This is a genomic window from Actinospineispora spinosispora DSM 44797 (assembly GCF_000429025.1).
GTDB classification, from domain to species: Bacteria; Actinomycetota; Actinomycetes; order Mycobacteriales; family Pseudonocardiaceae; genus Pseudonocardia; species Pseudonocardia spinosispora.
In genome coordinates, this window is record NZ_KE386833.1 from 1,065,221 (window position 1) to 1,089,070 (window position 23,850).

The 23,850-nt window shown below is 70.7% G+C and carries 26 protein-coding genes; 6 read left to right on the forward strand and 20 right to left on the reverse strand.

Annotation, left to right across the window (positions count from 1 at the left end; genetic code table 11):
- Positions 1-13 precede the first annotated feature (13 nt).
- Genes G406_RS0128760 through G406_RS0128770 form a run of 3 tightly spaced genes read right to left on the reverse strand, consistent with a single transcriptional unit; the run spans position 14 to position 2,917 of the window.
- Positions 14-853, reverse strand: a complete 840-nt coding sequence (locus tag G406_RS0128760) for an SDR family NAD(P)-dependent oxidoreductase (RefSeq protein WP_051342796.1) — start codon at positions 851-853, stop codon at positions 14-16.
- Positions 846-1,691 carry a phosphoenolpyruvate hydrolase family protein gene (locus tag G406_RS0128765; RefSeq protein WP_028936454.1) on the reverse strand — a complete coding sequence of 282 codons (846 nt, stop codon included), beginning with the start codon at positions 1,689-1,691 and terminating at the stop codon, positions 846-848. The genes G406_RS0128760 and G406_RS0128765 overlap by 8 nt, the downstream gene beginning before the upstream one ends.
- On the reverse strand, positions 1,688-2,917 hold the full coding sequence (locus tag G406_RS0128770) for a Tm-1-like ATP-binding domain-containing protein (RefSeq protein WP_028936455.1): 1,230 nt from the start codon (positions 2,915-2,917) through the stop codon (positions 1,688-1,690). The genes G406_RS0128765 and G406_RS0128770 overlap by 4 nt, the downstream gene beginning before the upstream one ends.
- A gap of 136 nt (positions 2,918-3,053) precedes the next feature.
- On the opposite strand from G406_RS0128770, the gene G406_RS50550 reads away from it, so the two are divergent.
- The 3 genes from G406_RS50550 to G406_RS0128785 all read left to right on the forward strand — a co-directional run bounded on the left by G406_RS50550 (position 3,054) and on the right by G406_RS0128785 (position 7,529).
- Positions 3,054-4,484, forward strand: a complete 1,431-nt coding sequence (locus tag G406_RS50550) for an aminotransferase-like domain-containing protein (RefSeq protein WP_037078592.1) — start codon at positions 3,054-3,056, stop codon at positions 4,482-4,484.
- Between the two features lie 70 nt (positions 4,485-4,554).
- Complete coding sequence (locus G406_RS0128780; RefSeq protein ID WP_028936456.1) at positions 4,555-6,180, forward strand: sigma-54-dependent Fis family transcriptional regulator; 1,626 nt, start codon at positions 4,555-4,557, stop codon at positions 6,178-6,180.
- 242 nt (positions 6,181-6,422) lie between these two features.
- Positions 6,423-7,529 carry an alcohol dehydrogenase catalytic domain-containing protein gene (locus tag G406_RS0128785; RefSeq protein WP_028936457.1) on the forward strand — a complete coding sequence of 369 codons (1,107 nt, stop codon included), beginning with the start codon at positions 6,423-6,425 and terminating at the stop codon, positions 7,527-7,529.
- Here G406_RS0128785 and G406_RS0128790 read toward each other — a convergent pair.
- From G406_RS0128790 to G406_RS54655, 13 genes are all read right to left on the reverse strand, one after another.
- Positions 7,455-8,513 carry a phosphotransferase family protein gene (locus G406_RS0128790; RefSeq protein WP_028936458.1) on the reverse strand — a complete coding sequence of 353 codons (1,059 nt, stop codon included), beginning with the start codon at positions 8,511-8,513 and terminating at the stop codon, positions 7,455-7,457. The two genes, G406_RS0128785 and G406_RS0128790, sit on opposite strands and share 75 nt — an antisense overlap.
- The gene (locus G406_RS57940) at positions 8,510-9,556 is read right to left on the reverse strand and encodes an Rv3169 family protein (RefSeq protein ID WP_169736804.1); all 1,047 of its coding nucleotides are present in this window, start codon (positions 9,554-9,556) and stop codon (positions 8,510-8,512) included. The genes G406_RS0128790 and G406_RS57940 overlap by 4 nt, the downstream gene beginning before the upstream one ends.
- Positions 9,557-9,785: 229 nt before the next feature.
- Entirely contained in the window at positions 9,786-10,070 is a 285-nt protein-coding gene (locus G406_RS0128800; RefSeq protein ID WP_028936460.1) for a gas vesicle protein K, read from the reverse strand.
- Complete coding sequence (locus G406_RS0128805) at positions 10,067-10,240, reverse strand: gas vesicle protein (RefSeq protein ID WP_028936461.1); 174 nt, start codon at positions 10,238-10,240, stop codon at positions 10,067-10,069. The genes G406_RS0128800 and G406_RS0128805 overlap by 4 nt, the downstream gene beginning before the upstream one ends.
- A complete protein-coding gene (locus G406_RS0128810) occupies positions 10,237-10,998 on the reverse strand; it encodes a GvpL/GvpF family gas vesicle protein (protein WP_028936462.1) in 762 nt (253 codons plus the stop codon). Before G406_RS0128810 ends, G406_RS0128805 begins: the two co-directional genes overlap by 4 nt.
- Complete coding sequence (locus G406_RS0128815) at positions 10,991-11,338, reverse strand: gas vesicle protein (RefSeq protein WP_028936463.1); 348 nt, start codon at positions 11,336-11,338, stop codon at positions 10,991-10,993. The genes G406_RS0128810 and G406_RS0128815 overlap by 8 nt, the downstream gene beginning before the upstream one ends.
- Positions 11,339-11,641: a gas vesicle protein GvpO gene (gvpO, locus tag G406_RS50555; protein ID WP_051342859.1), complete on the reverse strand. Its 303-nt coding sequence runs from the start codon at positions 11,639-11,641 to the stop codon at positions 11,339-11,341.
- A gap of 2 nt (positions 11,642-11,643) precedes the next feature.
- Positions 11,644-11,874: a gas vesicle protein GvpG gene (locus G406_RS0128825; RefSeq protein ID WP_028936464.1), complete on the reverse strand. Its 231-nt coding sequence runs from the start codon at positions 11,872-11,874 to the stop codon at positions 11,644-11,646.
- Positions 11,875-11,878: 4 nt separating this feature from the next.
- Positions 11,879-12,610: a GvpL/GvpF family gas vesicle protein gene (locus G406_RS0128830; RefSeq protein ID WP_028936465.1), complete on the reverse strand. Its 732-nt coding sequence runs from the start codon at positions 12,608-12,610 to the stop codon at positions 11,879-11,881.
- Positions 12,607-13,053, reverse strand: coding sequence for a gas vesicle protein GvpJ (gene gvpJ / locus G406_RS0128835; RefSeq protein WP_156935221.1), 447 nt, complete (start codon positions 13,051-13,053; stop codon positions 12,607-12,609). The genes G406_RS0128830 and gvpJ overlap by 4 nt, the downstream gene beginning before the upstream one ends.
- 9 nt (positions 13,054-13,062) lie before the next feature.
- The gene (locus G406_RS50560; protein WP_064743058.1) at positions 13,063-14,172 is read right to left on the reverse strand and encodes an SRPBCC family protein; all 1,110 of its coding nucleotides are present in this window, start codon (positions 14,170-14,172) and stop codon (positions 13,063-13,065) included.
- Positions 14,165-14,737: a hypothetical protein gene (locus G406_RS54650; protein WP_051342797.1), complete on the reverse strand. Its 573-nt coding sequence runs from the start codon at positions 14,735-14,737 to the stop codon at positions 14,165-14,167. Before G406_RS54650 ends, G406_RS50560 begins: the two co-directional genes overlap by 8 nt.
- A gap of 283 nt (positions 14,738-15,020) precedes the next feature.
- Complete coding sequence (locus tag G406_RS54655; protein ID WP_051342798.1) at positions 15,021-15,416, reverse strand: hypothetical protein; 396 nt, start codon at positions 15,414-15,416, stop codon at positions 15,021-15,023.
- Between the two features lie 284 nt (positions 15,417-15,700).
- Here G406_RS54655 and G406_RS0128855 point away from each other — a divergent pair, with 284 nt between their 5' ends.
- The gene (locus G406_RS0128855; protein ID WP_028936467.1) at positions 15,701-16,006 is read left to right on the forward strand and encodes an EthD family reductase; all 306 of its coding nucleotides are present in this window, start codon (positions 15,701-15,703) and stop codon (positions 16,004-16,006) included.
- 175 nt (positions 16,007-16,181) lie between these two features.
- On the opposite strand, the gene G406_RS54660 is transcribed toward G406_RS0128855, so the two are convergent.
- The 4 genes from G406_RS54660 to G406_RS0128875 all read right to left on the reverse strand — a co-directional run bounded on the left by G406_RS54660 (position 16,182) and on the right by G406_RS0128875 (position 22,964).
- Positions 16,182-17,894, reverse strand: a complete 1,713-nt coding sequence (locus G406_RS54660) for a DUF6777 domain-containing protein (RefSeq protein WP_028936468.1) — start codon at positions 17,892-17,894, stop codon at positions 16,182-16,184.
- A gap of 257 nt (positions 17,895-18,151) precedes the next feature.
- A complete protein-coding gene (locus tag G406_RS50580; protein WP_064743061.1) occupies positions 18,152-18,520 on the reverse strand; it encodes a hypothetical protein in 369 nt (122 codons plus the stop codon).
- 9 nt (positions 18,521-18,529) lie between these two features.
- Positions 18,530-21,316 (reverse strand): AAA family ATPase, encoded by a 2,787-nt coding sequence (locus G406_RS0128870; protein ID WP_028936469.1) that lies wholly within the window; start codon positions 21,314-21,316, stop codon positions 18,530-18,532.
- Between the two features lie 64 nt (positions 21,317-21,380).
- Positions 21,381-22,964, reverse strand: a complete 1,584-nt coding sequence (locus G406_RS0128875; protein ID WP_028936470.1) for a Na+/H+ antiporter — start codon at positions 22,962-22,964, stop codon at positions 21,381-21,383.
- Positions 22,965-23,064: 100 nt separating this feature from the next.
- Between G406_RS0128875 and G406_RS0128880 the strand changes: the two genes are divergently transcribed.
- A complete protein-coding gene (locus tag G406_RS0128880) occupies positions 23,065-23,478 on the forward strand; it encodes a CBS domain-containing protein (protein ID WP_028936471.1) in 414 nt (137 codons plus the stop codon).
- A gap of 43 nt (positions 23,479-23,521) precedes the next feature.
- Positions 23,522-23,848: a hypothetical protein gene (locus G406_RS0128885; RefSeq protein ID WP_156935205.1), complete on the forward strand. Its 327-nt coding sequence runs from the start codon at positions 23,522-23,524 to the stop codon at positions 23,846-23,848.
- The last annotated feature ends 2 nt before the right edge of the window (positions 23,849-23,850 follow it).

A 23,850-nucleotide genomic window follows, 5' to 3' on the forward strand; every position in this document is an offset into this window, starting at 1 on the left:
GCGCCTCGCAGGCTTAGTAGGGGCAGTTTCCGCCGTCGACGTTGATGGCCTGACCTCGGATGGCCTGCACGCTGTCCTGCAGCAGGAAGCTGATCACGGCGGCGACCTCGGCGGCGGTGACGAGCCGGCCCAGCTGTTCTGGCGCCATCACCCCGAAGATCGTCTCCAGGTCGTCGGGCGTGCCCTGCTCGTGATCGAGCGCGACCTGACGCAGCATGGGAGTGTCGACCGCGCTGGGACAGACGCAGTTGACGTTGATCGAGTACTGGGCCCACTCCTTCGCCGCCCCCCGGGTCCAGTTGATCACAGCGGCCTTGCTCGCGTTGTAGCCGATCATCTCGGCGTGGCCCTGCTTGCCTGCATCGGAGGAGACGTTCACGATCATGCCGGGGCGCCCCTCCTCGATCAGGTGGGCCGCGACCCGCCTGGCCAGTTCGAACGGTCCCATGACGTTGATCTCGAACTGGTCCGCCCACAGGTCGCGGGTGTGGTCAGCGGCGCTGGCCATCCGCACGATCCCGGCGACGTTGGCCAGGCCGTCGAGGCCACCGAGCAGCGCCACGGCCCGCTCGGCCGCCGCAGCGATCGACTCCGGGTCGGTCAGGTCCAACGGGACCGGGTGCACACCGGCCGACGCTCCGTCGAGATGATCGGCGAGAGTCCGGGTGGCGACATCGTCCAGATCGGCCAACGCCACCGCCGCCCCCTGCCGCACCAGCAGACCCGCGACCGCGGCGCCGATGCCACCGGTCGCGCCACTGACCAGGAAACGTTTCCCCGCGTGGACCGGGAACACCTCGGGGTCGGGCGGCGCGATGACGTTCGCGCGCCGGGGTTTCGCGTACTCACCCATCGTGCGCGGCCTTCCCGGTCGGGTCGAGCTCCTTGAACGCCGAGACCTGCGCGGCGATGCCCCGTTCGACGGGGAGCCGCTCGATGGACGAGGCGCCGAAGAACCCGGCGACGCCGGTGGTGTTGTCCAGGACGTGGCGCACGTCGGCGGGTTCGGCGATCGGGCCGCCGTGGCACAGCACGATGACGTCCGGGTTCACCGCGACCGCGGCGTCGCGCATCGCCTGAACCCGCTCGACCGACTCCGACAGGCTCAACGCCGTCTTGGCGCCGATCGTCCCGCTCGTCGTCAGCCCCATGTGCGGGACGAGGATGTCCGCGCCCGCCCGCGCCATCGCGACGGCCTGGTCGGGATCGAACACGTACGGCGCCGTCAGCAGGTCACGCTCGGCCGCCAGCCGGATCATCTCGATCTCCAGCGGGAAGCCCATCCCGGTCTCCTCCAGGTTCTCCCGGAACACGCCGTCGATCAGGCCGACGGTCGGGAAGTTCTGGACCCCGGCGAAGCCCGTCTCGGCGAGCTCGTCCAGGAACCGGGGCATCAGTCGGAACGGGTCGGTGCCGCACACCCCGGCGAGCACCGGGGTATCGGTGACGACGGGCAGCACCTCGGCGGCCATCTCCAGCACGATCGCGTTCGCGTCGCCGTAGGGCATCAGCCCCGCGAGCGAGCCGCGTCCGGCCATCCGGAACCGTCCGGAGTTGTAGAGGATCAGCAGATCGACGCCGCCGGCCTCGGCCGCCTTCGCGGAGATTCCGGTGCCGGCACCGGCGCCGATCACCGGGCGCCGCGCGTCGATCTGTGCGCGGATTCGCCGCAGCGCCTGCTCGCGGTTCATGCTCGTGCCTCCTGGATCAGGTCATGGAGTCGGTCGGCCGCCTCGACCGCAAAAGTCGGGTCGTTGATGTGCCGGTCGTCGTCGACCACTGCCACGGCGCTTCCCCGCAGCTGGGCGAGAACCGCGTCGATGGCGGCGGTGTCGGCGGGCGGGTCGGCGAACGGCCCGCCCGGCAGGTCGATCGCGGAGAAGCCACCGCGCGGGATGATCAGCACGGTCGGCCCGGTGGACTTCGCCAGGTGGGAGCCGAGCAGGTCGCCGATCGCGGTGTTCTCCTCGGTCGTGGTGCGCATGAGGGTCACGGTCTCGTTGTGCACCAGCAGCCTGCGGTCGGAGAACTGCTCCGGGACGGTGGCCCGGGGACCGAAGTTCACCATGTCCAGCGCCCCGAGGCTGACCACCTGAGGTGTGCCGGTCCGGCCGGCGGCGGTCAGCCGGTCGGGCCCGGCGCTGAGCACACCGCCGACGACCTCGTCCGCCAGCTCGGTGGTGGTCAGATCCAGGACGCCGTCGACGTGGCCACCGTCCACCAGAGCCTCCAGCACACGGCCGCCCGAGCCCGTCGCGTGGAAGACGAGCACCTCGTAGCCGAGGGTTTCCAGACGTTCCCTGGCGGCGTCGACGGCCGGGGTGGTGACCCCGAACATCGAGGCCGCGACGATCGGCCTGTCCTCGACCGGCGGTGCGTCGCGTCGGCGCGCATGGGCACCGGCCATGCCGACGATGCCCGCCGCCGCGTTGTCCAGCACCTGCCGGGAGATGGAGTTGACACCGGACACGTCGACCACGCTGTACATCAGGGTGACGTCGGTGGTGCCGATGTAGGCCGAGACGTCCCCGGCCGCCATGGTCGACACCAGCAGCTTCGGCAGCCCGAGCGGCGCCGCGTGCATCGCGGCGGCCGCGACCGAGGAACCTCCGCTGCCACCGAGCGCGACGATCCCGTCGACCAGACCCTCGGACACCAGCCGCTCGGTCACGCTCACGGCGCCGGCACTCATCGTGGCGAGCGCGGCGCCCCGGTCGTCGGCCGCGCGCAACCGCTCCAGGTCACCGCCGCCCGCCGTCGCCACCTCACGCGACGGGAAGTCCGGCCGCAGGGCCGTGTCGCCGAGAACCCCGACGTCGACGAGCATCACCTCGCCGCCACCGTCACGGATGCGCTCGCACAGGTAGGCGTACTCCCGTTCCTTCGTGTCCAGCGTGCCGATCACCAGGACAGCCATGGTCTTTCCTCCTGCCGGCACCGGTGCCGGTGTGTACTTGCGGTGTCCGCAGAGCATCCGGGGAGGTCGCGGACACCCTCAAGAGCCAATCCGCCACTATTGGCCCAAACTCCACTCCTACGTAGGGAAGCCGGCGATGAGCGACCACCCGGACGCCCGGCTCGTACGGCTGCTCGGAGGCTGGGAGTCCGCCGACGGACCGCTGCCGCAGCGCCTGCACGACGCGCTGGCGACGCTCATCGACGAGGGCGACCTGGCGACCGGTGACCGGCTGCCCGCGGAACGTGGACTGGCTGCCGCGCTGCTGGTCAGCCGAGGAACCGTCACCGAGGCGTACCGGATGCTGCAGGAGGGCGGCCGGGTCAGCAGCCGCCGGGGCAGCGGGTCGGTCGTGACCTCCCAGCTGCGGCGGGGCACCGCCTCGTCCGGGCTGTTCAGCACGTTCGCCTCCAGGCGGGACGAGCCCGTCGACCTGTCCAGCGGCGCGCCGGGCGGACTCGATCTGGTGGTCGGGGCCGCCCGGCGCGCGCTGGCCGCGCCGGCGTTCGCGCAGCTCGTGGCAGGTGACGGGTATGACCTGCGCGGGCTTGCCGGGCTCCGGGCGGGGCTGGGCCGGTACTACGACGAACGCGGCATCCCGACCTCCCCGGACGAGCTGCTCGTCACCAACGGTTCACAGCAGGCGATGAAGCTCCTCGCCGACACACTGGTGGCCCGGGACGACTACGTCCTGGTCGAGGACCCGACCTACCGAGGTTCGCTGGAGGTCTTGCGCGCCCGCAACGCCCGGATCGTCCCGGTTCCCCTCGAACGCGACGGCCCCGACGTCGAGGCCATGGAGCGTCTGGTCCGCAGGCTGCGGCCCCGGCTGGTGTACCTGTTGCCGCTGGCACACAACCCCACCGGATACGTCATCTCGGAGGAGAAGGCCACGCGGCTGGCCCGGCTGTTCGACGAGACCGGAACGCTGCTGGTCGAGGACGGCTCGCCGGCCGACCTGGTCTTCGCCGAGCGGGTGCCGCGCTCGGTCGGTGCGCACCTGACCGGAAGCGACTGGATCGCGATCGGGTCGATCTCTAAACTGTTCTGGGGCGGTCTGCGCGTCGGCTGGATCCGCGCGCGCAGTCCGGCGCTGCTGGAGGCACTCGCCAGGGCGAAGGCGGCCGACGACCTCGGCGGCGCGCTGGTCAGCCAGGTCGTCGCCCAGGAGTGCCTGACCCTGTTGCCCGAGGCGCGCGAGCTGCGCCGGCACGCACTGCGCCGAGGGCTGCGCACGGCGACCGAGGCGTTGGCCGAGCTCGCTCCGGAATGGACCTGGCAGGAGCCCGAAGGCGGGGCCGGTCTGTGGGTCGAGCTACCCGGAACGGACGCGGCCAGGTTCGCGCAGCACAGCAAGCGGCACGGCATCACCATCGTCGCCGGGCCGGTGTTCTCGGCGGTCTCCGGTTTCCCGCATCACATCCGGCTGCCGTTCCTGCGCGAGCCGGACCAGCTGCTGCCGGCGCTGGAACAGCTGACCGGCCTGTGGCGCTCGACCCGTGACCGCAACGGTTCGTCGCGGGCCTAGCGGCTCACGCGGACGGCGGGTCCTGCGTGTTGCCAGTATCGTCGAGCGACAGATGTCATGAGCGATCCTCGTGGAGGAGGTCGCCGCGATGGGCGGGCACTCGGGCAGAACCATCATCGAGCAGTCCTGGCGTCGGTCGCGGCTGAGCGGTGTCGACCCGAGCGCGGGGATCGGTTCGCTGCCCCGGGTCGAGGTCGACCGGGAGAGCAGGCTCGTGCGTGCCGCGAGTCCCGTGCTCGACCAGCTCGCCGACGAGCTCGCGGGCGAACGGTTCGGCCTCCTGCTCACCGACGAGAGCACCCGGATCGTGGACCGCAGGGTCGGGCTTTCCGCCGTCGAGCTGCAGCTCGACGACATCAGCGCCGCCCCGGGCACCGTGTACGCGGAGGACCTCGTCGGAACCAATGCGCTCGGCACCGCCAACGAGCTCGGCACCGCGGTCGGTGTCGTCGGGGACGAACATTTCAACGAGAGCCTGAAACTCTTCTGCTGTTACGGAGCTCCCATCCGCAACATGGTCACCGGGCGTGTCCACGGCGTGCTGGACATCTGTGGGCATGTCTCCGACCAGCACCATCTGTTCCCGCCGTACATCATCGGGGCCGTCCGGCAGATCGAGCAACGCCTCGCGGAGGAGGCCGGTCTCAGCTCGATGCAGCTGCTGTCGGAGTACCGGGCCGCATCGGCGCGCACCCGCGAACCGGTCGTCGCCCTCAACGACGAGGTGACGCTCACCAGCCGCGCGGCGCAGGACATGCTGTCGCCCTCGGACTACGCCGTGCTCGAAGACGTCCGGCTACGCATGAGCGAGCCGGAGACCCGGTTCACCATGACCCTGGTCCACGGTGCCGAGGTGCGGGTCCACGCGAGACTCTTCCCCGGTGGCGGAAGCCTGTTCCGCGTGGAGCTCGCGGGTGACGACCCGTGGGCGCCGGGGCGGCGGGACCGCACGCTCGACGGGACGGTGCTGGTGTCGGGTGATCCAGGGTCCGGCAGGACGGCGCGGGCCCGGCAGATCCTCGGGCGTGGTCCGGTGCGGACCTGTGACGCGGGTGAGGCACTCGTCGAACCGCCGGGCGAATGGCTGGCGCGTCTGCGGACGGCACTCGACGACTCCTCGGTCGGCGTGCTGCTCGAGAACGTCCACCTGCTGCCGGAGTTCGTCGCGGTGCGGGTCCTCGAGCGGCTGAAGGACAGTCCGGTGCGTCGGCTCGTGATGACCTGCCGAGCCGGAGCGGATCTCTCGGCGACGCAGGAACTGTTGACGTCGCTGTGCGACGAGCAGGTGACGACGGTCGCCCTGCGGCGTCGACGGGGGGACATCCCGCGACTGGTGGTGGAGATTCTCGCCGCTCAGGGCCACGGCGGCCTGCGGGTGACCCCGACCGCGATGAACATGCTGGTCGGACAGGAGTGGAACGGCAACCTCGTCGAGCTGACCCAGGTCCTGCGCAAGGCCGCCCGCGGCCGGCACCTCGGTGACGTCACGCCCGCCGACCTGCCGCCGCGCTACCGCGTCGTGCGCGCCGGTCTGAGCCGGATGGAGCAGATCGAACGGGACGCGATCGTCGAGGCGTTGGTGCACACCGACGGTCACCGGGCCCGCGCCGCCGAGTACCTGGGGGTCAGCCGCCGCACGATCTTCAACCGCATGCGGGCGCTGCGCATCACCGAGCACGACACCAACACCGTCTAGCCCGACTTCGCAGAGCTTCATGTCGTGTCGCAGACGCCGCAGCATCTGCGACACAACACGAGGCTCTGCGAGGCGGTGCAGACGGGACGAGGCTCCGCGAAGTCGAGCGGGGTGTGGCCGGCCGGCGCCGGGCGCGGTGCAAATCTTGCACCCCCCACGACCGGTGGACGCCGGTAGCTTTTTCCCGCGGACCATCGTCGATCCAGGCCGCCCAACGATGAGCGGAAGTCAGGAGCCGGACCATGACCACCCAGGCACGAGCAGCACTCCTTCGCGCGCAGGACGCGCCCTTCACGATCGAGACCGTGGAATGGGACGACCCGCGTGGTGACGAGGTCGGCGTGCGGATCCTGGCCTGCGGGGTCTGCCACTCGGACTGGCACTGCAACACCGGCGACTACCCGGTCGAGTTCCCCATGGTGACCGGCCACGAAGGTGTCGGCGTCGTCGAGGAGGTGGGCGACAAGGTCACCAGGGTCAAGCCGGGGGACCGGATCGTGCTGTCCTGGATGCCGGCCTGCGGGCACTGCAAGAACTGCGTGCGCGGTCAGGGGCAGATCTGCGAGCGCGGCGCCAAGCTGCTCGACGGCTCCCGTGACGACGGATCGTCCCGGGTGCACACCTCGGACGGCGAGCCGATCAAACAGTTCGCGTTCCTGGGTGCTTTCTCCGAGTACGTCGTGGTGCCCGAGGACGGCTGCATCGTCGTCGACCAGGACCTGCCGCTGGAGAAGCTGCCGCTGATCGGGTGCCGTCTGCCCACCGGCTGGGGCGCGGTCAACCGGACCGCGCAGGTCCCGGCCGGCGCCGACGCGCTGGTCGTCGGGCTCGGTGGCGTCGGGATGAGCGCCGTGCAGGGCCTGCGTTCGGCCGGCGCCACCCGCATCATCGCCGCCGACGTCGTGGACAAGGCGGACGCGGCCAGGAACTTCGGCGCGACGCACTTCATCAACGTGGCCGACGGGGACCTGGTGGAGCAGGTCCTCGGCATTGTCGGGGACGGCGTGGACTACTCGTTCGACTGCATCGGCCTGGGTTCGGTGCAGTCCGCCACCGTCGAGGTGCTGCGTCCCGGCGGCAAGGCCACCTGGGTCGGTGTCGCGCCGATCCACCAGAAGAGCGTCGAGCTGAACGCCTGGGAGATGACGCTGTTCCAGAAGAGCATCGCGGGCACCTGCTACGGCGGGGCGAGCCCGTTCGACCTCGCCCCGATGTTGCTCAGCATGTACCGGGCCGGGCTGGTCCAGGTCGAGGAGCTGATCACGGCGGAGTACTCACTCGACCAGATCAACGAGGCCTACGCCGACATGATCGCCGGGAAGAACATCTGTGGGGTCATCCGCTTCTGAGTCCTCGGTGTGCAGGAGCGCCGCGAGCCGTCGCGTCGCCCTGTTCGCCGAGTGCAGTGGATCATCGGGCGCGAGCGCTCCCCGGCGGACGCGCTCGGCCAGGTGCAGTCCCATCAGCAGCGTGATGCGGTACGCCGAGTAGAGCCGGTACCAGCCGGGGACGCTCGGCGTCCGCCCGGTGCGGGCGGTCCAGCGGCGCCACACCTCGCTCTGGGTCGGCAGTCCCGGCAGGACCGGGTCGAGGCTGCCGGCGGCGCGCATGCGGTTCATCTCGTTGAGCCACGCGATGTCGAACTCCGGCGCGCCCGTCGCCGCCAGCTCCCAGTCGAGCATCGCGGCGACGTGGAACGAGTCGTCGACGACCGTGTTCGCCGGTCTCGCATCACCCCACAGCAGGACCGGCTCCGTGTCGGGAGGCAGTGTCGCGCGGAGCCGGCGCTCCGCGTCATCTAGGAGCTCACGGCCGGCGGACCTGGGCAGGCCGGAGCGTTGGTCGGCGCACCACCGGAGGTGGTCCAGCGTGGACGGTCCGATCGGTAACCCGGCCAGCGGCGGCAGCCGGTGCAGGTCGGCGATGCAGTCGACGAGGTGCTCGCCGTAGGTTCGCTGCTGGGCGGGGGTGGCGTCGTGCAGGAAACCGGCCTGCGTGAAACGTGGCCGGCCATCACCGGGCACCTGGCCGGACATCCTGCGCATGACGTACGCCGGTCGGCCCAGCCACCGCCCGTCCAGGTCCACCGCGACGACCTCGGGCGCGGGCAGGCCGTGGGCGTGGATGTGCCGCAGGCAGCGGACCTGGAGCCCGAGGTCGTCGTGGGCGAACATGCCCTGTCGCGCGGCGGCACGGCGCAGCACCAGCGCGACGCCGTCGGCCCGCAGGAACACGGTCTCGCCGGAATGCCCACCGGAGGTGGGACCACCCAGGACCTCGACATCGCTCACCTCCAGCCACCGTGCGAGTGCCGCCGGGTCCGGGGCGCTCATCGGGCCGCCCGCCCGGGCCGGTAGCGGTACGCGGGGCTGCGGGTGTGGGCGAACTCGAAGACCCCGGCGCCCGCCTCGTCGTTGCCGGGCTCGACGCGGGTGAACGCCGAGAGCCGGTCCGCGAGTGGGTAGGACAGTGCGCGCGGGACCTTGTCGGGGTCCGACAGGTCCCATCTGTCGTGCTCGAGGTGTGCCGGGCCATGTGGGCGTCCGTGGAAACCGCCGTATCCGGCGCCCGCGAGGAAACCACCGCGGTTGACCGTGGGATCGACCGCCAGCATCAGGTGCCTACCGCCGGAGGTCCGAAGGCCGAGGCGTCCCGGCCCGGCCTCGAGGTGCTCGTCGAAGGTCAGGTCGTGGTCGACCGCGACGATCCGGTCCAGCGTGCCATCGGTGCCCAGGACCGCGCCGTCGAGCAGCGTGGCCTGTCCGGCGCGGTCGAGGTCGAGCATGAACGCGATGGACTCGTGCGTGAACTGGGCCTGGACCCACAGGTGCAGGCCCTGGCGAGCGGTCGCCGGGCGGCGCCCCCGCGAACGGTCACGCTGGCCCGTCCAGCCCTCGACCACCATGCGCGAGCCGTCGATCTCGACCCAGCCCCGGTGGTACCCGGACTGGAATGCGTGGTCGAACGAGGAGACCGCGCCGTGTCCGTCGTCGAGGGTCACCAGGTCACACCCCCAGACCGGGGTCCGGGCGGTCCACAGCAGGTCGCAGGCGATGCCGGAGGGGTTGTCCGCGAGCCGGACCCGCCACTGGCGCAGCGGCTCGACGGTTTCCCAGGACAGTGGCCCGACCTCGCTCGGCAGACGCGCCCCGGTCACCGTGCCGGAGAAGCGGGCGTTGATCTGCTCGGACTTCGTGACCGCGACGGCGTAACCGTCGACCAGCCTCTCCGCCGGGTACACCCCGGCGCCTATCAGCACCAGCGGCCCTTCGGAGCCGAGGTGCAGGTTGGTGTAGAAGCGGTCGAACCAGGCCGGCTCGACACCGTCGGCCGGTGAGCGCACGAGCGGATCAGCGGAGGGACTGGTCAGTGACACGTGGCTCCTCGATCGTCGGTTCGCCTTGCGAGCATCCGTTTAATCGAAGATAAAGTCTAAAACCCGGCACCGCTACCGGCGTGCCGAGCTCGGCCTCGCACACCGCCCCGCCGATCCGACCAGGGGCACCTCGCAGAGTGTCCGGTCGCGTCGCAGACGCTGCAGCGTGTGCGACGCGACGGGAAGCTCTGCGAAGTCGTGCGCGAGCGTGGCGCGAGCTGGGTGGGTGTCAGTGCGTGTCGAGCAGGTGGCCGAGCGGTCCGAGATCGAGGTTCAGGTCTTCGGGCCGGAGCCCGAAGTGCTCGCGGAGCTCGTCCATCGCCTCCTCCAGCCGCATCAGCCCGACGCCAAGCCGCTCGACCGTCTCGTCCGAGAGGTCCCCGGCGTCGACCCTGCGCAGCGCCTGGCGTTCCATGAGCTGGCGCAGCAGCTCCACGATGGTCAGGACAAGCCGCCCGAGCTCGTGGGCCACCGTGTCCGGATCGGCCTCGATGCGGGTGCGCAGGTCGCTCATGGTTGCACCAGCTTGCCCACCGAAGTGATGAGCGCGCGCAACTCGATGTGGACGAGATCGACGTCGGCCAGGGAGATCGTGAGGTCACCGGTGATCACCACTCCACCGGCCAGCAACCGGTCGAGCAGGTCGACGAGCGCGATGTCACCACCGGTCCGCGCGGTCGTCATGGCTGCTCCAGCGTCGCGAACGAGTACGGCGCCCACGGCCCGGTCAGCTCCAACCGGAGGCCGTGGTCGTCCCAGCCCGCGACCGCGCTGGTGTACGCGTCGGCCTCGGCCGTGTCGACGAGGTAGGTCGCGTTGAGCACCATCTCGTCGCGGTAGCCGGTCAGGCGTGCGTCCTGCGGTGGGTAGCGACGGCATGCGACGGCCAGCTCGGCGAGCGCCGCGCAGACCCGATCGGCCGACTCCAGGGTCGCCGCCCGCTCCTGTCGCACCCGGTCGCGCTCCGCGCGCCTGCGCAGCAGGTACGACGTGCCCGGGCCGGAGGCGCCGGGTTCCGGCGGCGCCGCCGGTGCCTCCGGCGGGGCCACGGCGAAGGCTTTGACCCCCCATTCGTCACGGCCCCGGATCCGGTCCAGCACCGACCTCAGGTGCGCTTCCCGTTCGGTCAGCAGTGTGGTGACACCCGCGTCGTCGAAGTACACGGTGGCGAGCCGCAGCGGCGCCACCGGATGCCCGCCGGCGAGCGCGTCGACAACCGTGTGGTGGGTGCGGGCCGTGTCCTCCAGCCAGCGCAGATCCTCGAAGCCGCTCCGGAGCGCCTCCTCGTCGAATCCCGCGGCGTCGACCGTGCTGACCGCGGCGGCGAGACCGCCGTCGACGACGTAGCGCACCGGCGCGCCGCCCATCCCGAGCAGCCCATCCGACGAGTCGCTCAGCTCGATGTCGCCGATGGCGTAGACGTAGACCAACGTGTCAGCCATCGCTACTCCCGTTCTGTTCGAGTGCTTCCACACGGCGCCTCAGCTGTGCGTTCTCGTCGGTCAGTCGTCGTTGCTCCGGGCTGGGTGACTGCCCTGAGCTCAGGCTGGGGTCGTGCTCCCACCAGTCGATGCCGATCTCCCTCGCCTTGTCGACCGAGGCGATCAACAGCCGGATCTTGATCGTCAGGAGCTCGATGTCGAGCAGGTTCACCTTGATGTCGCCCGCGATCACGATGCCCTTGTCCAGGACCCGTTCGAGGATGTCCGCCAGGTTGGTCGACTCCTGCCGATGATCCGGCTGACGTGGCCGCCCGGTGGTCGGTAGTCCGCTCCTGGTCATTCACGTCCCCCTGTCTGTCTGGCCTCGGGCGTACCGTCGGGTCCGGCGGTACGCGTGCAGTTCGCCGCTCGTGTCGAGCTGGACCTGGTAGATGGCCAGGATGTCGGCCGAGTCGGGTATCCGATGGGTCTCGACCACCTCGACGCCGATCTCCCAGCCGTCGTCGCCGCGTTCGATGGAGACGATGGATCCGTCGTCGTGCCCGGTGAGCGCGGCGAACTCCCGCAACGCTCTGCGAGCCGCGGTGGCCGCCGAGCGGACCGCGCCGTTGGACGTCGACCGGCGTGGTCTTCCGTCATCCACCACTAGCTCCGGCGGACCATCAACCGCTGCAGCAGCTCGTTCTCGAGTGCCGCGCAGTCCTCCTCCGGCAGCTCGCCGTCTCGGCGCGCCTGGTCGACCAGCTCCAGCTCGGCCCGGATCCTGGCCGGGTCGTAGTACTGCTCCTCGGCCTGGTCCCGGATCTGCTCGGCGAGCCACACGACACCCCGCACGGGCGCGAGTGGCAGCCCCAGCAGACCGCTCAGCAGCCCCATCGCCTCAGGCCTCCGGTACGAAGTCGTAGGGCGCGAGCGGCCCGAGAAGCCTGAATCGCACCCGTCCGTCGAGGTCCCGGCCCAGGTCTTCGACGGAGTCCTCGAACCGTTGCTGATGCGCCCGCTCGACCAGGAACGCCACATTGATGACGTCCTCCGGCGTCGCCGGATGACGGGCGGCCAGGTCGACGACGGTCGGCTCGAGACGGTCCAGAATCCCGGCCGCCTCGTCGTCGCGGCGTCGCTCCAGCTCGGCGACGATGAGCTCGCCGAGCCGGACGCGGTCGTAGTAGGAGGCGTCCTCCGGTAGCTCGCCGACCTGATCCCGCAACTCACGGATCTCGGTGTTGTCCCGGAGGAGCTCGCGCAGCACGGTGTCCTGCTCGTAGCGGCCCTTGAGGGTGAACTGCACCCGTCCTTCGAGGGCCGTCAGCACCTGGAGGAAGTGGTCATGGTTCGGGGCGAGCAGCTCCTCGACGATTCCGTGGTCCTCGACGACGGCGGGGAATCTCATCGGCAGCACGGCGGCCGACCTGGCGACCGCGTCGACGACCGTCTCGTGGGCGATCAGGTCGTCGCGGGTACCCAGCGGCCGGTCGATCGGGACGTCGCTGACGATCGCGGCGACCTGCCCGTGGGTGACCGTCGAGACCCGCTCGGACGGACCGAGGCCGCTGAGTCCCTCAGGGACCACCGTGTCGGCCGCCACCAGCCCGTAGACGTAGGTGGGGGTCATTCCTCACGCTCCCGGGCTCGCTGCCGGGGGCGTCTGCGGGGCCGGCGTTCCGGCTCTTCCTCCGGCTCGTCGTCACCGCCGCCGAGCATGTCGCCGACCTTGTCCGCCGCCGCCTCCAGCACACCGGTGGTCTTCCCCTTGGCGCCGCCCTCGGTGATGCTCTGGGTGAGTTCGCCCAGGTCCTTGCCGCCCTTGCCCTTGTCGTAGAGGTCCAGCCGGTTGGTCGCCTCGGCGAACCGCAGGAAGGTGTCCACGCTGGCCACCACGATCCGCGCGTCGATGGTCAGGATCTCGATCCCCACCAGGGACACCCGCACGAACACGTCGATGACCAGGCCCTTGTCGAGAATGAGCTCCACGACATCGGCCAGTCCGCTACCGCCCCCGCCGGGGGCACGTTCGACGTAGCCGCCGCCTCCGCCGCCCTGTCGTTGCGTCGCCATCGTCACCGGTCATCGCCTCCCTCGGGACGCCGCCGCGGCGGGTTCACGTTCGTCGTCGTGGTCCGAAGGACGCTCGTCGACCGGATCGTCGATCTCCTCGTCGTCGTACTCGTAGTCGGCCTCGTCATCCGCGTCGTCCGCCTCGTCGTAGTCGTCGTCCCATTCGTCCTCGTCGTCGTAGGGTTCGTCGGTGTCGGTGTCGGTGTCGGTGTCGGTGTCCTGGTCAGCCACGGGTTCGTCGGTCTGGACGTCGTCGCTAGGGGCCTGCTCCTCGTCCTCGAGCGCTTCCTCGTGTGTCCTGACGACCTGGCTGTCGCGGATCTCGCCGCGCCACCCGGTGACCTCCTCCTGGTGCAGGAGCACGTTCGTCATCGCGTAGCGGCGGAAGTGCTTGAACTCCAACCGGGCACGTCTGCCCTGGGCGCGCCAGATGTTGCCGGTCCGTTCGAACAGGCCCTGCGGCCAGTACTCGAGGACCAGCAGCACATGGGTCAGGTTCGGACCCAGTTCGGTGAAGCTGACCGCGCCGTCGACGTGTCCCTTCGCTCCCTTCGACCGCCACACGATGTGCGAGTCGGGCACCTGTTCGGCGATGGTGGCCTCCCACGTGCGGTGGGACAGGAACACCTGCGCCTTCCAGTTGGTCTTCTCGTCGGAGGACTGCTCGACGCTCTCCACCTTCTTCATGAAGCTGGGGAAGTCGGCGAACTGGGTCCACAGGTCGTACGTCGTGCGCAGCGGCAGGCCGACGTCGATGCTCTCGACGATGTTGGTGACCTTGAGCTTCTTGCCCGTACCACCCTTGCCGCCGCCGAAAGCGTTCTTGATCTTGTCCTTGAGGCTGCTGACGCCTGACTTGAGCGTCGCTCCCAGGCCGCTTCCCTCGTCGCCCTGGTCGTCGCTGTCGTCCTCACGGCCGCCGCCGAACACCGAGCCGATACCCGAGCCGCCGTTCGTGGTGACGTCGTCGAGCCGGTCGGTGAGCCCGGTGACCCGTTCGGTCGCGGACTGTGCCGCACGCTGGACGAGCAGGGTCAGCAGCTTCTGACCGGCGTCCTTGAGCGCGTCGGTGGGCATCGCCTCGGTGACGCTGGTCGCCTTCTTGGTCGCCTCAGTCATCACTGCCGCTCCGACGTGCGCGCGCGGGTCGGCGGGTCTTGGCGGTGGACCCCGATGCCGAGGTGCTCTTGCGTGTCGTGGTCCGCGTCGACTTACCGGACGTGCTGGCCGCGGAACGCCGCCGGGGCGCGGGGGAGGAGCTGCCGTCGGACCGGCTGCTCTTCGTGCCGGCTCCGGCGGATGTCGACGTCGCACGTCGGCGGGTCGCGCGGCGGGGCGGTGGTTCCTGCTCGTCGTCGGCCTCGACCGCCTCGTCGTCCGGTACCTCGTCGACGGCGTCGTCCGGCTCGTCGGCGTTCGGCTCCTTCGCGCCCGGCCCGGAACCGACGTTGCCCAGCGACTCGACACGTTTGCCGACCCGGTCGGTGAGCGACTCGACCTGGCGCGCGGCCACCGCCAGCACGGCGCCCTTACCCGCGTCGAGCAGGCGTCCTCGCACCTGGTCGGTGAGAGCGGACAGCTCGGGGGACTGCCTGAGCAGTTTCGTCCCCTGGCCGAGGAGCTCACCGGGCCCGCCGGCACGGCGGCCCGCCGCCATACCGCCGATCATCAACGCGAGCTTCATTTTCTTGGTTCGACCGAGAAAGTAGCCGCCGGCCACGCCGATGGCTACTCGCGCTCCACATTTCATTATGTCTCCTGTATCAGTCTTCGGCCCCGGTGGCGCCGCGCGCCGAATTACCGCGAGGCCCATTCGCGGTTTCTCGGGGGCGCTATTCGAGCTGTACCCGTGAGGCGCGTCACGCACACCTCGTCGACGTTCAATCGACAATTATTGCGCCGTTCGGCCCATCGCGTCCCGGCAAATGGGCCAGATCGACAATGCCATGCGGGAGAATGCGGAAAGATCACGAATCGGTCCGCCGGAGCGAGATCAGCACGACGCACACGATGAGAGCCAGCAGTACGAGCAGAACGGTGACCGGTAGCAGGACGAGTGTCAGAACGAGTACCAGTACCAGGGCGGCCTTGGCGCCCGGCCCCAGTGACGAGAGCACGCGGGTCGCCGCTCCCCAGAACCGGTTGCGTCCTTCGAGGTGCGCCGAGGCGCCGCCGAGCAACGCAGTGATCGTGATCCCGCCGTTCGCGGCGAACCTGTCGAAAGTCGATGCGAGTTCTTCGACCTTGTCCAGCGCGATCCCGAAGGTGTGTCGGAGCGTCGCCGCCAATAGTTCGCGCAGGCTTTCGGTGAGCTCTGTGATTGCGGCTGTGGTGTCCGGGGTGGGTGGGTCAGTCGTGTTCATGGAATTGGCGGCAGAAGGGGGTCCGGTCATCTGATCGCATCCTCGATAGGCTTGATCGTCAGTCGGCTGCTCACGCGGGTGAATATCGCGCGATGCCGGAATCACTCCATACCCGATTCATGTCCCTTTACGCCTGTTACCGCGCCGGCGCCTGTTGTCGATCCACGACGCGGCGACCCGAGTCGCCCACATCACGGGATTTCGTGCCGCGGCCGACGGGCCCGATCCACTAGAAATGGACGACAGCCCGCGGGTGGCGCGGGTCCGGCAGCGGAGGTCTCCTCGTGTTCCAGGTCACCGTGCTCTACAACCACCCCGAAGACCCGGCGAGGTTCGACAAGTACTACGACGAGGTGCACGCGCCGCTCGCCGCCACGATCCCGGGGCTGCGGCGCTACACGGTGACGCGGCCGGGACCGGGCCCCGACGGCGCGAATCCGCCGTACTACCTCGTGGCGGTACTCGAGTACGAGTCCGAGGCGGCGTACGGCGCGGACAGCCCGGAGGGACAGGCGGCGCGGGCGGATCTGGCCAACTTCGCGATGGCGGGTGCCACGGTGGTGGCCGGACCGGCCGTCACCATCGTCTGAGGCGGCGGCCCAGTTCCGAGGCGACAGCCTTTCGTGCGGGTCCGAGGCGGATAGCCCACACGCTCAACGTCGGCGGAAGCCCGAGGCCGGATGTTGCGTCGCACATGTCCGGACATGTGCGACGCAACACGACGGCGTGCGGAGCGTCACTGAGTGTCGCCGGGGGCAGCGACTCTCAGCTCCCGTCGCCCTGGTCCTCCCCGGACCCGCCGTCGCCGGTGTCGGAGCTCTCGCCGGACCCGCCGTCCTCTGCTGTCTGGTCCGACGCCCCCGAACCGATCTCCGGTTTCGGCTGGCTTGCGCATCCGGGCGCGCGAGGTGTCGATGCGCACGGATCACCCGCGATCTCCGGCTTGGCGACCTTGCTCGGCACCGACCCCGGGGTGGGTTGCACGACCGGGGAGGGCACCGTCCCCGGGGTGGGTAACGCCGCCGGGGACGGCGCGGGGGTGGGCTGCAACAGCTTGGTCGGCACGGTGCCCGGCGTGGGTTGACCGACCTGGGTCGGTACGGAACCGGGCGTCGGCTGCGGACCGACCAGCTGCTGGTCCGCGGTGAGCGTGTTCGCCTTGCCGAGATCGGGCACCTTCTGCGCCGGGGGCTTGCCGTCTGCCTGTTCGGCGGCGGCCTTCCCGGCAGCCGCGTCGGCCGCGTCCTTGGCCGCCTGGTCCGCGAACTTCTGCGTCCCTTCCGCACTGCGGGCGGCGGCCTCGGCGTTCTTGGCTTGGTTCGCCTTCTCCTGTGCGGCGGCCGCGCTCGCCGCGGCCTTCTTCTGCAGGTCAGCCGCCGCCGCGGCGGCAGCCTGGCTCTCGGCCGTCCGTGCCACGAGCGCGGCCTGAGCGGCGGCCAGCTTGGCGGCGGTCACGGCACCCGGATGGGCCGCCGCGTCCTGCTGCGCGAGAAGCAGCGCGTTTGCGGCCTGGGCTCGGGCAGCGTTCGCGGCCGTGGTCTTGGTCGCCGACTCCTGGACCGCCTGGGCGTCGTTGCGTGCCTCGGTCTCGAAGATCCGCTGCGCGGTGGCCGCGTCGTCGGCCTTGGCCCGCGCGTCCGTGGCGATCTTGGCGGCCTCGGCCGCCTTCGCCGCCGCGTCGGCAGCCTTCTGCTGCAACACCGGGTCGGGCTTCGGCGCGGGCTCGGGAAGGGGCTTCGGCAGCGGCTTCGGCGGCGGGTTCTGGCGGCACTTGTCGGATCCTGGGTGCTCGGCGCACCAGCTGGCCCGCTGGTGGAAGCCACCGTGCCAGTCGACGTAGGTGTAGCGCTTGATCACGACCGGGGTGGGCAGCACGTAGGTGAGCGACGCCGGGGCGAAGTAACCCCAGCGCGGGCCGACGTAGCTGGCCCGGGAGTAGTCGAGCGCCTTCGTCAACGGGTTCCCGCTGAAGCATTTCACGGTCGGCTCACCGAAACTGTTCACGAACACCGCCGTGCCCGCCTGCAGTACCGCGGGATAGGCGTTGAAGCTGCCGTTCGTGTAGCCGTAGCTGGTGACCGCGGTGTCCGAGCGCAGCACGACCGGGTGCAGCGTCGCCACGAAGCCCGGGATGTCGGCTGCCGAGATGCCCAACGGTTGCGCCCAGGCAGCCGCCTTCGGTGGGTCGGCCTGCAGGTTGCCGGTCAGCCCCTGCCCGTCGCAGCTGGGCCGGTCCGGGTCCTCGGCGAACAGTCCCGGGGTGTCGCCGGCGAACTGGCCGGACGTCCCCGCCGGTGGCGTGACACCGGGCTGGTCCTGGCCGACCGGTGTCATGAACGGGCTGTTGCCGGCCGCCGAGGTCGACTCGAGCTGAACCTGGGCGGCGACGGGCTCCACCCCGACCGTGGTGTCGTCCCCGGCATCGCGGGAGGTGAGTGCGACCCAGGTGGCCCCGACGACGAGACCGACACCGGCCACTCCCAGCGCTATGGCGAGCCCGGTACGGGAACCTCCACCGGGACCCCTCGAGCCCGATGGTGGTCCGTACGGTGCTCCGGGCTGTGGCGCCATGGCGTACGGGCGCCCAGGGGGTGGGCGGCCCGGCCCCTGTCGGGGTGGCGGGCCCTGGCGTGGGTGGGGCTCGTGATCGTCGTGCACGGTGTCGTCCCTTCGCTACGTCGGCCCCCGGGTGCCGTTCGGGTGGTGTCGTCACCCCCTCGTGCCGTCTGGTGGTGTCAGAGCGGCGATCGCTGGTCGGCCTGGCCCGGTCGTCGGGCCGGCGGGCGGGCAACGCCGATCGTGCGCGGTGGCGCACGAGGCTCCGGACACCTGGTCTCGGCCGTGCTGAGCCGTCCGGACGGCACACCGGCTCGCCGGCACACCTGCTCGACCACCTGGGCCGACCCCGCCGCGAACACGCCGAAGATGACCTCGTCGGCCGGCACCGCCACGGTCATCAGAAGCCGGACCGGGCATCCTTCGGCCGACAGCGTCCGGATGGCGTGCTCGAGGAACGCGGTGGTTCGATCGAGCAGTTCACCGTTCGGCTCGGGCCGGTACCACTCCACGAGATAGTGCGGCAGGCCCGAGGTCGGCGTGGTCATGCGGCGACGCTAGGGAAAGCGCCGCTGCCGCGAATCGGGTGTTTCCCTATGCGCCATGTGATGGCCCAGTTCGGCGCGCGACCGGATGTTGAGCTTGCGGTAGGCGCGGGCGATGTTGGCCTCGACCGTTTTCGGGCTGATGAACAACGCCGCCGCGACCTCGCGGTTGGTCATCCCGGTCGCCGCGAGCTCCGCGACCCGCCGCTCGGCGGCGGTGAGGGTGAGCCCGCCACCCGGGTGGACGTCGACGCGGGAGAGCTCGCCTCGCGCACGAGCGGCCCACAGCGTGGCGCCCAGGTCGTCGAACATGCGGACGGCCTCGGCCAACGTCTCGGCGGCCGCCTGCCGGTGGCGTCCCCGGCGTTGCAGCTGCCCGCACAGCAGCTGGGTACGGGCGCGTTCGAACGGCATCGGCAGCCGTTCGTGTTCGGCCATGGCACTGCGCGCGGAGTCGGCCGCGGCGTCGATGTCGCCGCCCGCGGCGAGCAGCATGGCTCGGCAGCGTCCACCGGTCGCGGTCGCCCAGGCACGGTCGAGCCTGCGGCCGTTGTGCTCCAGGATCGCGGTCAGTTCGTCGGCCTCGTCGAGCCTGCCCAGGTGGATCAACGCCTCGACCGCGTCCGGAAGAAACGCGGCGGCGACGATCTCGGTCGCATGCGGCCGTTCCCGGACGACGGCCAGCAGCGGTTCGAGCGCCTCCATCGCCGCGTCGTACCGGCCCGTCGACACCTCGAGGAACCCGAGTGTGACGATCGGCCAGACGGCGAGGGTGTGCCACCCGCAGCGGCGGTAGATCGTCAGTGCCTCCCGGGCGTCCTCCCTGGCCTGGTCACATCGGCCGAGATGGGCGGCGAGCCACCCGCGCAGGGTCAGCGCGACGGCGTGCGGCACGTCGCCGCCCAGCAGAATCGCGCGCTCCATCGCGTCCTCCGCGACGAGCTCGGCGCCGACGACGTCGCCTCGCCAGTTCTCGATCAGCACGCTGTGGAAGTCGATGAAGATCAGGGCGCTTTCCTCGCCGTGCTCGAGGCACAGCCGCCGGATGTCGAGCATTCCCCGGTGTGCCTCGTCCAGGTCACCGGTCCAGGCGAGCAGGAGTGAGCGCTGCACATCGGGGCGGAAGGCGACCGGGGTGGCGGCCCGTCGATCCTGCAGGCCGATGGCGAGCTCCATGCCGTGGCTGTCGAAGCCGTCTCCGTTGAGGAAGCGCAGCGTCACTCGCAGACCGAGCGCCTGGCCCAGCAGGTGCGGTTCGTTCAGGTCCTCGGCCGCGCGGACCCCATCCTCGGCCCGGTCCACGGACTCCGCCGGCCGGCCCGTGTTGACCACTGCGTAGGCCAGCCGGATCAGGATCTCGACGCGGAGCCGAAGATCGTCCCCGACCTCGCGCAGAGCGGATTCGAGCAGGCCGGCCGCTTCGTCGAAGCTGTCGTCGTGCAACCGTACGACGGCAAGGACGCTCGTCGCCCTGGCCCGTACCGCGCCGGGTGGCAGGTCGTCGATCGTCTGCTCGATGACCCGGCGGGCCCGCTCGGTCTCCCCGGCGTCGAAGTGGTGCAGTGCCAGCTGGATTCGACGCTCCGGGGTGGCGCCACCGAGCCCGACGGCGAGGTCCAGCAGCTCCGCGGCGGCAGCGGGCGCTCCTCGCCCACGGGCGATCGCGGCCGCCTCGTCGAGGGACTCCAGGGTTCGTCGACCGCCGTGCACCGAGGCGAGTGCCAGGTGCCGGGCCCGCAGCTCGGGCTGGTCGACGAGCTCCGCGAGCCTGCGGTGCATCGCCCTGCGCCGCCAGGGCGCGGCGTCGCCGTACACACCGGCGGCCAGGAGCGGATGGGCGAACCGGATTCGGTGGCCGTCGAGCCCGATGATCCCGTTGCGCTCGGCGTTCTCCAGCAGACCGACGGCGGTGCTCGTCCCGGTGTTCGTGGCCCGTGCCACCAGCTCGACCGTGGGCTCCGCGACCGATGCCGCCGCGAGCAACGCCTCGCCCACGTCCTGGTCGATGCCGTCGATCCGTGCCGCGACCAGGTCGGTGAGGGTGCCGGGCAGCGGCATGGTGAGACCCGGATCGGCCTGCATCCTCCTGGCCAGCTCCAGTGCGAAGAACGGGTTTCCTCGGGACAGCTCCCGGATTCGCACCATCACCGGCCGGGACAGCGCCCGGCCGAGCCGGGCGGTCACCACGGCGTGCAGCGCACCGAGGCTCAACGGTCGCATGCTGATCCGGTCGACGGCCTCGGGGCTCGGCAACTGCGGCCAGGCCGAGGCGCCCGCGTGTTCGGGACCGGTCCGCACGCACGCGAGCAGCCCCATCCTCGAGGTGAACCGCCGCGTCGCGAACTCGATCGCGTGCGCGCTGGACTGGTCGAGCCACTGCACGTCGTCGATCGCGACCAGGACCGGTGCGCCGTCGGCGAGCTTCGCGACGACGGACAGCAGTGCGGCCCCGATCGCGCGCTGGTCCGTCGGCAGCCCGGTCGCATCGGCCCGCAGCAGCACGCGGTCGACGGCCAAGAGCTGTGGCCCCGGCAGCGCCGCCCGCACGGTGGCGTCCACGCCGGCGAGAAGATCCGCGAGCGACGCGTACGCCAGCCGGGACTCCGCCGCAGCCGGCCGGGCCGACAGGACGTGGAACCCACGTTCGCGGGCCTGCTCCACCGCCGCCAGCCACAGAGTCGTCTTGCCGATGCCCGGCTCACCCTCCACCACCAGCGCCATCGGGCGTTCGGCGACCGCGTCGAGCAGCCCGGCCACCGCGCGCTCCTCGGCCGGACGGCTCACGGTGCGGCTGGTCATGGCGGACAGAGTCGCACCGAAGTGCCGAAACGTCACCACAGTGGACCCGAACCGACCAACGGGCCTACTCGGGTCTGCGCAGCCGCGTTTCGTCCAGGTCGAGCTCCTGGCTGATGTCGACCATGGTGCGCGCACCGATGTGACCCTGCTCGTGCAGCTCGCGCAGGGTCCTGCGTTCGGTGTCGAGCAACCGCAGCCGCAGGTGCCGCTCGTCGGGCCGCTCCCGGTCGCCGGACTCCTCACTCGTGCCCTCCGTCTCCAGCAGCAGCCGCTCCCGGCGCAGCTCGAGTACCTGGCGCAAGGCCTCGGCCCCGGGTGGCGGCTCCTCGTCCTCGGACGACATGCCGTCGAGGTCGCGCAGGGCGGCGTCGGCCAGCGCCCGCCGGGCACGAAGCCCCTCGGTCCGCTCGCGCTCGCCGGGCCGCAGCTTCAGCCGGGTCAGCAGCGCGGGCAGCGACATGACCTGGAAGACCACCGTGGCGAGCACCACCAGGATGGTGAGGAACAACAAGAGGTCGCGTCGCGGGAACGGGCCGCCGGTGGCGATGGTGAGCGGCATGGACAGACCCACCGCGAGCGACACGGCGCCCCTCGGGCCACACCAGCCGAGCACGATTCGTTCGGAGCGGCTCATGACGATCTCGTCGTCGCGGACCGGGAGCAACGCGATCAACGGTGGTATCAGCAGCGCCCAGGCGAGCCGGACGACGACCACGGCGACGACCACCGCGGCCGAGACGATCACCAGTGCACCGATCGAGTACCCACTGACGATGCCGACGATGGCCGGCACCTGCATGCCGAGCAGAACGAACAGCGCGGCCACCAGCAACAGGTTCAGCACCGTCCAGAACGTCTCGGTCTGCATGCGCGCGGCCGGTTCCACGACGCCCCTGCCCCGGGTGCCCAGCCAGAACGCGGCGGTGACGGTAGCCAGGACGCCGGAGGCGTGCACGAGGTGCGCCGGGACGAATGCCAGGTAAGGCGTGGCGAGCGACACCACGACCTGGCTCAGCCTGTCGGACGTCCGGTTGCGGACCGCGGTGATGACCACCCCGATGACCAGCCCGAACACGACACCACCGACCACCTCGACGGCCGCGACCCGCAGGAGTTCCAGAACCGACGGTGACTTGCCGACGTTCGACAGTGCGATGGTGAACAGCGTCAGGGCCACCCCATCGTTGATCAGCCCTTCGCCTTCGAGCACGGTGACGAGCCGGCGCGGCACGCCAAGGCGCTGCAGCACGGTGGTCGCCGCGACCGGATCGGGCGGTGCGATGGCGGCGCCGAATGCCAGCGCCGCGGCCCAACCGACATCGGGGAACACCGCCATCACCGCGCCGGCCGCGGCGGCCGCCGTGGCCAGGACGAGCCCGACCGACTGCCCGATCACCGGAACGATGTGGGCCACGGTCTCGCGGGGGTCGCTGAAGAACGCGGCGAAGTAGATCAGTGGCGGCAGGAAGACCAGCAGCACCAGCTCCGGCGGCAGCTGAACACCGGGAATCCCAGGGACGAGGCCGGCGGCGATGCCGACCAGCACATATGCCGCCGCCTCCGGGATCCCCAGCCGGTTGGTCAGCCGACGGCCGACGAGGACGGCCACGGCCAGCGCTATCCCGATGACGAACACCTGGTTGGGCATGTCCACGGGTTGCCCATCCGGACGCCGGGTGAATCACCGTGGTTGCCCGATGCCCGGGTCGGGTAGTCCTCGCGAGGGCACCAGACGGAAGGAGGCTTCGATGACAACAGCGAGAGACATCATGGTCGGTGACGTCCGGTGTATCGGCGCCACCGAGTCCGCGTACGACGCCGCCGTGGTCATGGCCGATCTCGGCGTGGGGTCGCTGCCGATCCGAGGTGAGGACAACCGTCTCCAGGGCATGATCACCGACCGTGACGTGGTGGTGAAGGTGATCGCGGCGGGCAAGGATCCCCGGGCGATCCACACGGGCGAGCTGGCTCAGCGGCACACGGTCACCATCGGCGTGGACGACGACGTCGCCGATCTGCTCCGCGCCATGGCGGTGAACAAGGTCCGGCGGCTACCGGTCATGGACGGTGACGTCCTGGTCGGGATCGTGGCGCTGGCCGATGTGACGCGCGCTCTCGACGACCCGGAGGTCGGCCTGGTGGTCGACGCCATCTCCGAGTGACCGCCGAGCGGATCACCACGAACGACCGGAAGGAATGACATCGATGGCACGGGTCGGACCCAGACACTGGCTCACCGCCGACGAGGGCGGTCAACCACAGGATGCCCAGGTACGCGCGAGCGGCCAGGTGGACCGCTTGGTCGACGAGGAGCGACGCACCGCGGCACTGATCGAGGCCCTCGGTGACGACAGCGAACCGGAGTCCGCACGGGCCAGCGGTGAGCAGCTCCGCGCGATGACTCCACCACAGCACGACGACGCGCAGATCACCGCGATGGCGGACGCCAGGGGCAGGCTCACCCCTCGGGATCGACAGGAGCCCGCTACGAGCTGGTGGCGCAGGCTGCTGAGCAGGCTGCGGCGGCGGTGAAC

What these genes read in the sequence shown, in the direction of transcription:
- G406_RS0128760 (WP_051342796.1), bottom strand. Translation starts at nt 853, where the DNA reads ATGGGTGAGTACGCGAAACCCCGGCGCGCGAACGTCATCGCGCCGCCC.
- G406_RS0128765 (WP_028936454.1), bottom strand. Translation starts at nt 1,691, where the DNA reads ATGAACCGCGAGCAGGCGCTGCGGCGAATCCGCGCACAGATCGACGCG.
- G406_RS0128770 (WP_028936455.1), bottom strand. Translation starts at nt 2,917, where the DNA reads ATGGCTGTCCTGGTGATCGGCACGCTGGACACGAAGGAACGGGAGTAC.
- G406_RS50550 (WP_037078592.1), top strand. Translation starts at nt 3,054, where the DNA reads ATGAGCGACCACCCGGACGCCCGGCTCGTACGGCTGCTCGGAGGCTGG.
- G406_RS0128785 (WP_028936457.1), top strand. Translation starts at nt 6,423, where the DNA reads ATGACCACCCAGGCACGAGCAGCACTCCTTCGCGCGCAGGACGCGCCC.
- G406_RS0128790 (WP_028936458.1), bottom strand. Translation starts at nt 8,513, where the DNA reads ATGAGCGCCCCGGACCCGGCGGCACTCGCACGGTGGCTGGAGGTGAGC.
- G406_RS0128800 (WP_028936460.1), bottom strand. Translation starts at nt 10,070, where the DNA reads ATGAGCGACCTGCGCACCCGCATCGAGGCCGATCCGGACACGGTGGCC.
- G406_RS0128805 (WP_028936461.1), bottom strand. Translation starts at nt 10,240, where the DNA reads ATGACGACCGCGCGGACCGGTGGTGACATCGCGCTCGTCGACCTGCTC.
- G406_RS0128810 (WP_028936462.1), bottom strand. Translation starts at nt 10,998, where the DNA reads ATGGCTGACACGTTGGTCTACGTCTACGCCATCGGCGACATCGAGCTG.
- G406_RS0128815 (WP_028936463.1), bottom strand. Translation starts at nt 11,338, where the DNA reads ATGACCAGGAGCGGACTACCGACCACCGGGCGGCCACGTCAGCCGGAT.
- G406_RS0128825 (WP_028936464.1), bottom strand. Translation starts at nt 11,874, where the DNA reads ATGGGGCTGCTGAGCGGTCTGCTGGGGCTGCCACTCGCGCCCGTGCGG.
- G406_RS0128830 (WP_028936465.1), bottom strand. Translation starts at nt 12,610, where the DNA reads ATGACCCCCACCTACGTCTACGGGCTGGTGGCGGCCGACACGGTGGTC.
- gvpJ (WP_156935221.1), bottom strand. Translation starts at nt 13,053, where the DNA reads ATGGCGACGCAACGACAGGGCGGCGGAGGCGGCGGCTACGTCGAACGT.
- G406_RS50560 (WP_064743058.1), bottom strand. Translation starts at nt 14,172, where the DNA reads ATGACTGAGGCGACCAAGAAGGCGACCAGCGTCACCGAGGCGATGCCC.
- G406_RS54650 (WP_051342797.1), bottom strand. Translation starts at nt 14,737, where the DNA reads ATGAAGCTCGCGTTGATGATCGGCGGTATGGCGGCGGGCCGCCGTGCC.
- G406_RS54655 (WP_051342798.1), bottom strand. Translation starts at nt 15,416, where the DNA reads ATGAACACGACTGACCCACCCACCCCGGACACCACAGCCGCAATCACA.
- G406_RS50580 (WP_064743061.1), bottom strand. Translation starts at nt 18,520, where the DNA reads ATGACCACGCCGACCTCGGGCCTGCCGCACTATCTCGTGGAGTGGTAC.
- G406_RS0128870 (WP_028936469.1), bottom strand. Translation starts at nt 21,316, where the DNA reads ATGACCAGCCGCACCGTGAGCCGTCCGGCCGAGGAGCGCGCGGTGGCC.
- G406_RS0128875 (WP_028936470.1), bottom strand. Translation starts at nt 22,964, where the DNA reads ATGCCCAACCAGGTGTTCGTCATCGGGATAGCGCTGGCCGTGGCCGTC.
- G406_RS0128880 (WP_028936471.1), top strand. Translation starts at nt 23,065, where the DNA reads ATGACAACAGCGAGAGACATCATGGTCGGTGACGTCCGGTGTATCGGC.
- G406_RS0128885 (WP_156935205.1), top strand. Translation starts at nt 23,522, where the DNA reads ATGGCACGGGTCGGACCCAGACACTGGCTCACCGCCGACGAGGGCGGT.